At 67.1% G+C, this 5,379-nt stretch carries 6 protein-coding genes; all 6 read left to right on the top strand.

Annotation, left to right across the window (positions count from 1 at the left end; genetic code table 11):
- The first annotated feature begins 37 nt into the window (after positions 1 to 37).
- From RSO01_RS45820 to RSO01_RS45845, 6 genes are read left to right on the top strand one after another with little or no spacing between them, the layout of a single operon-like run.
- Complete coding sequence (locus RSO01_RS45820) at positions 38 to 904, top strand: branched-chain amino acid ABC transporter permease (RefSeq protein WP_147157306.1); 867 nt, start codon at positions 38 to 40, stop codon at positions 902 to 904.
- Positions 901 to 1,962 carry a branched-chain amino acid ABC transporter permease gene (locus RSO01_RS45825; protein ID WP_246159259.1) on the top strand — a complete coding sequence of 354 codons (1,062 nt, stop codon included), beginning with the start codon at positions 901 to 903 and terminating at the stop codon, positions 1,960 to 1,962. Before RSO01_RS45820 ends, RSO01_RS45825 begins: the two co-directional genes overlap by 4 nt.
- Positions 1,959 to 2,675 (top strand): ABC transporter ATP-binding protein, encoded by a 717-nt coding sequence (locus RSO01_RS45830; protein WP_147157307.1) that lies wholly within the window; start codon positions 1,959 to 1,961, stop codon positions 2,673 to 2,675. Before RSO01_RS45825 ends, RSO01_RS45830 begins: the two co-directional genes overlap by 4 nt.
- Positions 2,676 to 2,678: 3 nt before the next feature.
- Positions 2,679 to 3,383, top strand: coding sequence for an ABC transporter ATP-binding protein (locus tag RSO01_RS45835; RefSeq protein WP_147157308.1), 705 nt, complete (start codon positions 2,679 to 2,681; stop codon positions 3,381 to 3,383).
- Between the two features lie 27 nt (positions 3,384 to 3,410).
- On the top strand, positions 3,411 to 4,934 hold the full coding sequence (locus RSO01_RS45840) for an amidase (protein WP_147157309.1): 1,524 nt from the start codon (positions 3,411 to 3,413) through the stop codon (positions 4,932 to 4,934).
- Positions 4,935 to 4,991: 57 nt separating this feature from the next.
- The gene (locus tag RSO01_RS45845) at positions 4,992 to 5,369 is read left to right on the top strand and encodes a DUF1304 domain-containing protein (RefSeq protein WP_147157310.1); all 378 of its coding nucleotides are present in this window, start codon (positions 4,992 to 4,994) and stop codon (positions 5,367 to 5,369) included.
- The last annotated feature ends 10 nt before the right edge of the window (positions 5,370 to 5,379 follow it).

The following is a 5,379-nucleotide window of genomic DNA, read 5'->3' on the forward strand; positions in this document are numbered from 1 at the left end:
GCGGGCCTGGAGGTCCGCGCTCCGGGACACAGGTTGCATGGACTATTTCGTCATCCTCCTGCTGCAGATCGGCAGTGCCGTTGCGAGCCTGGTGCTCTTGAGCATCGGGCTCGCGGTGATCTTTGGCATGATGCGGGTGATCAACCTCGCGCATGGCGAGTTCCTGATGCTGGGCGGCTATGCCGCCATCACTGCCTACAACAAGGGCGTCAATCTCTGGGTCGCCATGATCGTGGTGGCGCCGCTGACCGTTGGCCTGTTCGGCGCGCTGGTCGAGCGGCTGGTGATCCGCCATCTCTACGGCCGGCTGATCGACACCATGCTCGCGACCTGGGGCCTGAGCCTCGCCATGATCGGCTTCGTCACCGTGGTCTTCGGCAACACCGTTTCAGGCATTTCCGCGCCATTGGGCAGCCTGCAGATCGGCGCCTATCGCACGGGGGTCTATGAGCTGTTCCTGATCGTCGTGGCGGTGATCCTGCTGCTCGCGGGCTGGCTGGTGCTGCGCTACACGCGGCTCGGCCTGATCGCCCGCGGCACCATGCAGAACGCCGCCATGGCGGCCGCGCTGGGCACCAACCCGTCGGCCGTCTATGCCGTCACCTTCGCCGTCGGCGCGGCGCTGACCGGCCTTGCCGGCGGCCTGCTGGCGCCGCTCTCCGGCGTCGTGCCGACCATCGGCGCAGCCTACATCGCCAAGGCCTTCATCACCGTGATCAGCGGCGGTGCCGCGATCCTGTCGGGCACCGCCATCGCCTCGGCGCTGCTGGGCGCCATCAACGTCGTCGCCACCTTCGCCTTCACCTCGGTGCTGGGCGAGGTGGCGCTCCTGGTGGCGGCCGTCGTGCTGCTGCGGCTGCTGCCGCAGGGCATCACCGGCCGCTTCTTCCGGAGGGCGCTGTGAAGGCGCGCCTGCTGCCGATCATCGGCAATCTTGCCGTGCTGGCCGCGGGCCTTGCCGTGCTGTTCGGGCTGCCAGCGATCGGCGAGACCTACCTGATCATCAATTCGACGATCTTCGCCGCCTTCGCCATCCTGGCGCTCTCGCTCGCCCTGATCTGGGGCTATGCCGGCATCCTGTGCTTCGGCCAGGCGGCGTTCTTCGGCCTCGGCGGCTACACCTACGCCGTCACCGCCATCAACATGGGCGACACGACAGTGCCCGCGCTGCTGGCCGTGCTGGTGCCCGCCCTGTTCGCCGCCCTGCTCGGCTATTTCATGTTCTGGGGCCGCATCAGCGACGTCTATCTCGGCGTCATCACGCTCACGGTCTCACTGATCTTCTATCGCTTCATCAACCAGACCGCCGGCGAGCAGTGGAACATCGGCGATGCGCCGCTCGGTGGCTTCAACGGCATCCCGGCGACGCCCATCCTCAACTGGCCGGGCCGGCCCGGCGAGCAGCTGGCGCCGGAGGAGATCTTCGGCCTGACGGTCGGTCTGCTGCTGATCGTCTACTTCCTGTGCAAGGCGCTGCTGGCCACGAGCTTCGGCCGCATCATCGTGGCGATCCGCGAGAACGAGACGCGCGCCGAGCTGCTGGGCTACGACACAAGGGTCTACAAGCTCGCCATCTTCGTGGTCGGCGGCGCGCTGGCCGGCCTTTCCGGCCTGCTGTTCGCCAACTCGGTATTCGTCAGCCCCACCATGTTCAGCCTGCCGGTGAGCGGGCAAATCATCATCTGGGTGATCGTGGGGGGCCTCGGCACCCTGATCGGCCCGGTGATCGGCTGCATCCTGATGCAGTTCCTGACCAACTATCTCGGCACGCTGAGCCAGATCAAAGGCTTCGGCTGGGTCGATCCCAATCTGGTGCTGGGCGTCCTGCTGGTGATCTTCGTTCTGGTCGTTCCCAAAGGACTCACCGCATTGGTCTCCGACACCTGGCGCTGGTCCCTGGGCTTCCTGCGCCGGCCACGGGCGACGGCGCCGCCGGCCGGCGAGCGAGTGCCCAACCCATGACGCCGCTGCTCGAGACGCGTGAGCTCACGATGCGCTTCGGCGGCGTCGTGGCGGTCGACCGCGTCGCCTTTACCCTGCAGGAGGCCGAGCTGCGCTGCGTCATCGGCCCCAACGGCGCGGGCAAGAGCACCTTCTTCAAGTGCCTGACGGGGCAGTACCGTCCAAGCAGCGGCGACGTGCTGTTCCGCGGCGAATCGGTGGCCGGCATCCCGACCCATGCCATCGCCCGCCGCGGCGTCGGCATCAAGACCCAGGTGCCCAACGTCTTCGACGGTCTGAGCGCGCGCGAGAACGTCTGGATCGCGGCCAACAAGGTCGCGCCGGGCAGCATCGCCGACAAGCGCACCGACGCGGCGATGGAGCGCGTCGGCATCGCCGGCATCGCCCAGCGCCTGGTCGGGCAGCTGGCGCATGGCCAGCGCCAGCTCGTCGAGCTCGCCATGGTGATCGCGCCCGAGCCGGATCTCATCCTGCTCGACGAGCCGGCCGCCGGCATGACCGACGAGGAGGTCGATCGCCTGGTTGGGTTGATCGCCGAGCTGAACCGCCGCCACGCCCTGGTGGTGGTCGAGCACGACATGCAGTTCATCCGCCGCATCGCCAAGACCGTCACCGTGTTCCACCAGGGCGCCGTGCTGATCGAGGGCAATGTCGCCGACATCCTGACCAACGACCAGGTCCGCGACGTCTATCTCGGCAAGCAGGCAGCCTAGACCATGCTCGATGTCCGAGCCCTCGCCTCCGGCTACCAGAAGATCCCGATCATCCTCGGCGTCACCTTCCAGGTCGCCGACTCAGAGTTCGTCGGCATCCTGGGCCACAACGGCATGGGCAAGTCGACGCTGCTCAAGACGCTGGTCGGCCAGCTGCCGGCGACGGGCGGCGCCGTGCGCTTCACCGGCACCGACGTTACGCGCGCGCCCTCGCACAAGCGCGCCCGCCTGGGGCTTGGCTACGTGCCGCAGGGCCGGCAGATCTTTCCCGGCCTTTCGGTGCTCGACAACATGCGCATGGGCGCGGCAAGCGCGGGCCTCGGCGACGACGTGATCGACGAGGTGATCGAGGCGCTGCCGCGGCTGAAGCCGATCCTGGGACGCGCCGGCGGCGTGCTGTCGGGCGGCGAGCAGCAGATCCTGGCGCTGGCCCGCTGCCTGTGCGGCCGGCCCAAGCTCATCCTGCTCGACGAGCCGACCGAGGGCATCCAGCCCTCCATCATCGACGAGATCATCGATATCCTGCTGGCGCTGAAGACGCGCCATCGCCTGACGGTGGTGCTGGTCGAGCAGAACCTCGAATTCATCCGCCGCCTGTCGGACCGCGTCCTCATCATCCAGAAGGGCCGCATCACCGGCGAGATCCCGCCCGACCACCTGCACGACGATGCCCTGGTCGCCGAGTTCGTCGGCATGAGCGCGCACTGACATCCAGCCAAGAGAGGGAGAAGCACCATGGCAAGCGTGAAAATGCCGACACCGGCCGAGCTGAAGCAGGTCGGCAGCGAACTGGGCATGAACCTGTCGGACGCCGACGTCTCGTTCTTCCTCGAGACGATGGGCGGCAACGTCGCCGCCTACAATCTGCTCGAATCGCTGCCCGACAATCTGCCGGTCGTGAAGTATCCGCGCACGCCGGGCTACCGGCCCGAGGGCGCGGAGAACAAATTTAACCTCTGGTACTACAAGAGCGAGATCAAGGGCGCGCCCGAAGGCAAGCTCAAGGGCAAGAAGGTGGCGCTGAAGGACAATGTCTGCGTCGCCGGCGTGCCGATGATGAACGGCGCCTCGACACTCGAGGGCTATGTGCCCGACACCGACGCCACGGTGGTGACGCGCATGCTCGATGCCGGCGCCACGGTCGTGGGCAAGGTGCATTGCGAATATTTCTGCTTCTCCGGCGGCAGCCACACCTCGTCGCCGGGCCCGGTCCACAATCCGCGCAAGTACGGCTACTCGGCCGGCGGTTCCTCGTCGGGCAGCGCCGCCGTCATCGTCACCGGCGAGGCCGACATGGCGATCGGCGGCGACCAGGGCGGCTCGATCCGCATGCCGTCGGCCTATTGCGGCATCGTCGGCCTGAAGCCGACCTGGGGGCTGGTGCCCTACACCGGCATCATGCCGATCGAACTCACCCTCGATCACACCGGGCCGATGACGGCGACGGTGGCCGACAATGCGCTGATGCTGGAAGTGATCGCCGGACCCGACGGGCTCGATCCGCGGCAGATGGGCTGCACGACCGACAGCTACACCAAGGCGCTGGGCGGCAGCGTGGCCGGACTGAAGATCGGCGTGGTCAAGGAAGGCTTCGGCCATCCGCAGTCGGAGAAGGTGGTCGACGACCTGGTCAAGAAGGGTGCGGCCAAGTTCAAGGAGCTGGGCGCCACCGTCGAGGAGGTCTCGATCCCCTGGCACATCACCGGCATGGCGGTGTGGTCGGCGATCGCCGTCGAAGGCGCCACCTGGCAGATGATGCTGGGCAACGGCTACGGCTTCAACTGGAAGGGGCTCTACGTCACCAGCCTGGTCGACGCGCATTCGGCCTGGCGCGAGCGCGCCGACGAGCTTTCAGACACGCTGAAGACCACCATCCTGTTCGGCAAGTACGCGCTGAACAAGTATCGCGGCCACTACTACGCCAAGGCGCAGAACCTGGCGCGCAAGCTGGCGGCGGCCTACGATTCAGCGTTGGCGAAATATGACCTGCTGCTGATGCCGACCCTGCCCTTGCGCGCCACCAAGCTGCCCGATCCGGCCGGGCCGCGCATGGACATCATCAACCGCGGCTTCGAGATGCTGCCCAACACCGCGCCGTTCGACGTCACCGGCCATCCGGCGATCACGCTGCCCTGCGGCATGAGTGACGGCTTGCCGGCCGGCCTGATGCTGATCGGCAAGCACTGGAACGAAGCGACGATCTACAAGGCGGCCGACGCCTACGAGAAGAGCCACGACTGGAAGACGGTCACGGCCTGATCGACGCCTGCGTTGCGAACGAGCTAAAGTCTCCCCCATCGAGGGGGGAGACGAACGATGCGGATCATCGCGCTGCTGCTGGTGGTGATCGTGGCGTTGAGCCACGTGGGCTTCCTGGTCCTCGAGATGTTCTTTTGGAACCATCCGGTCGGCTACGAAGTCTTCAAGACGACGCCGGAGTTCGCGGCGCAATCGGCGGTGCTGGCGGCCAACCAGGGCCTCCGCAACGGCTTCCTCGCCGCCGGCCTGCTCTGGGGCCTCATCAGCGGCCGGCGCGACGTGAAGGTGTTCTTCCTGTGCTGCGTGATCGTGGCCGGCGTCTACGGCGGGCTCACCGCCAAGATGTCGATCCTCTACGTCCAGGCCGCGCCGGCCTTGGCCGCGCTGCTGGCCGTGCTGGCAACACCGACGCCGCGGGTACGGCATCGCCTCTGACTCATTGGAG

Origin of the sequence: Reyranella soli, assembly GCF_007992495.1 — a bacterium.
Lineage (GTDB): Bacteria > Pseudomonadota > Alphaproteobacteria > Reyranellales > Reyranellaceae > Reyranella > Reyranella soli.

Excerpts from the sequence above, each read along its gene's own strand:
- RSO01_RS45820 (WP_147157306.1), top strand. The coding sequence starts at position 38 with ATGGACTATTTCGTCATCCTCCTGCTGCAGATCGGCAGTGCCGTTGCG.
- RSO01_RS45835 (WP_147157308.1), top strand. The coding sequence starts at position 2,679 with ATGCTCGATGTCCGAGCCCTCGCCTCCGGCTACCAGAAGATCCCGATC.
- RSO01_RS45840 (WP_147157309.1), top strand. The coding sequence starts at position 3,411 with ATGGCAAGCGTGAAAATGCCGACACCGGCCGAGCTGAAGCAGGTCGGC.
- RSO01_RS45830 (WP_147157307.1), top strand. The coding sequence starts at position 1,959 with ATGACGCCGCTGCTCGAGACGCGTGAGCTCACGATGCGCTTCGGCGGC.
- RSO01_RS45845 (WP_147157310.1), top strand. The coding sequence starts at position 4,992 with ATGCGGATCATCGCGCTGCTGCTGGTGGTGATCGTGGCGTTGAGCCAC.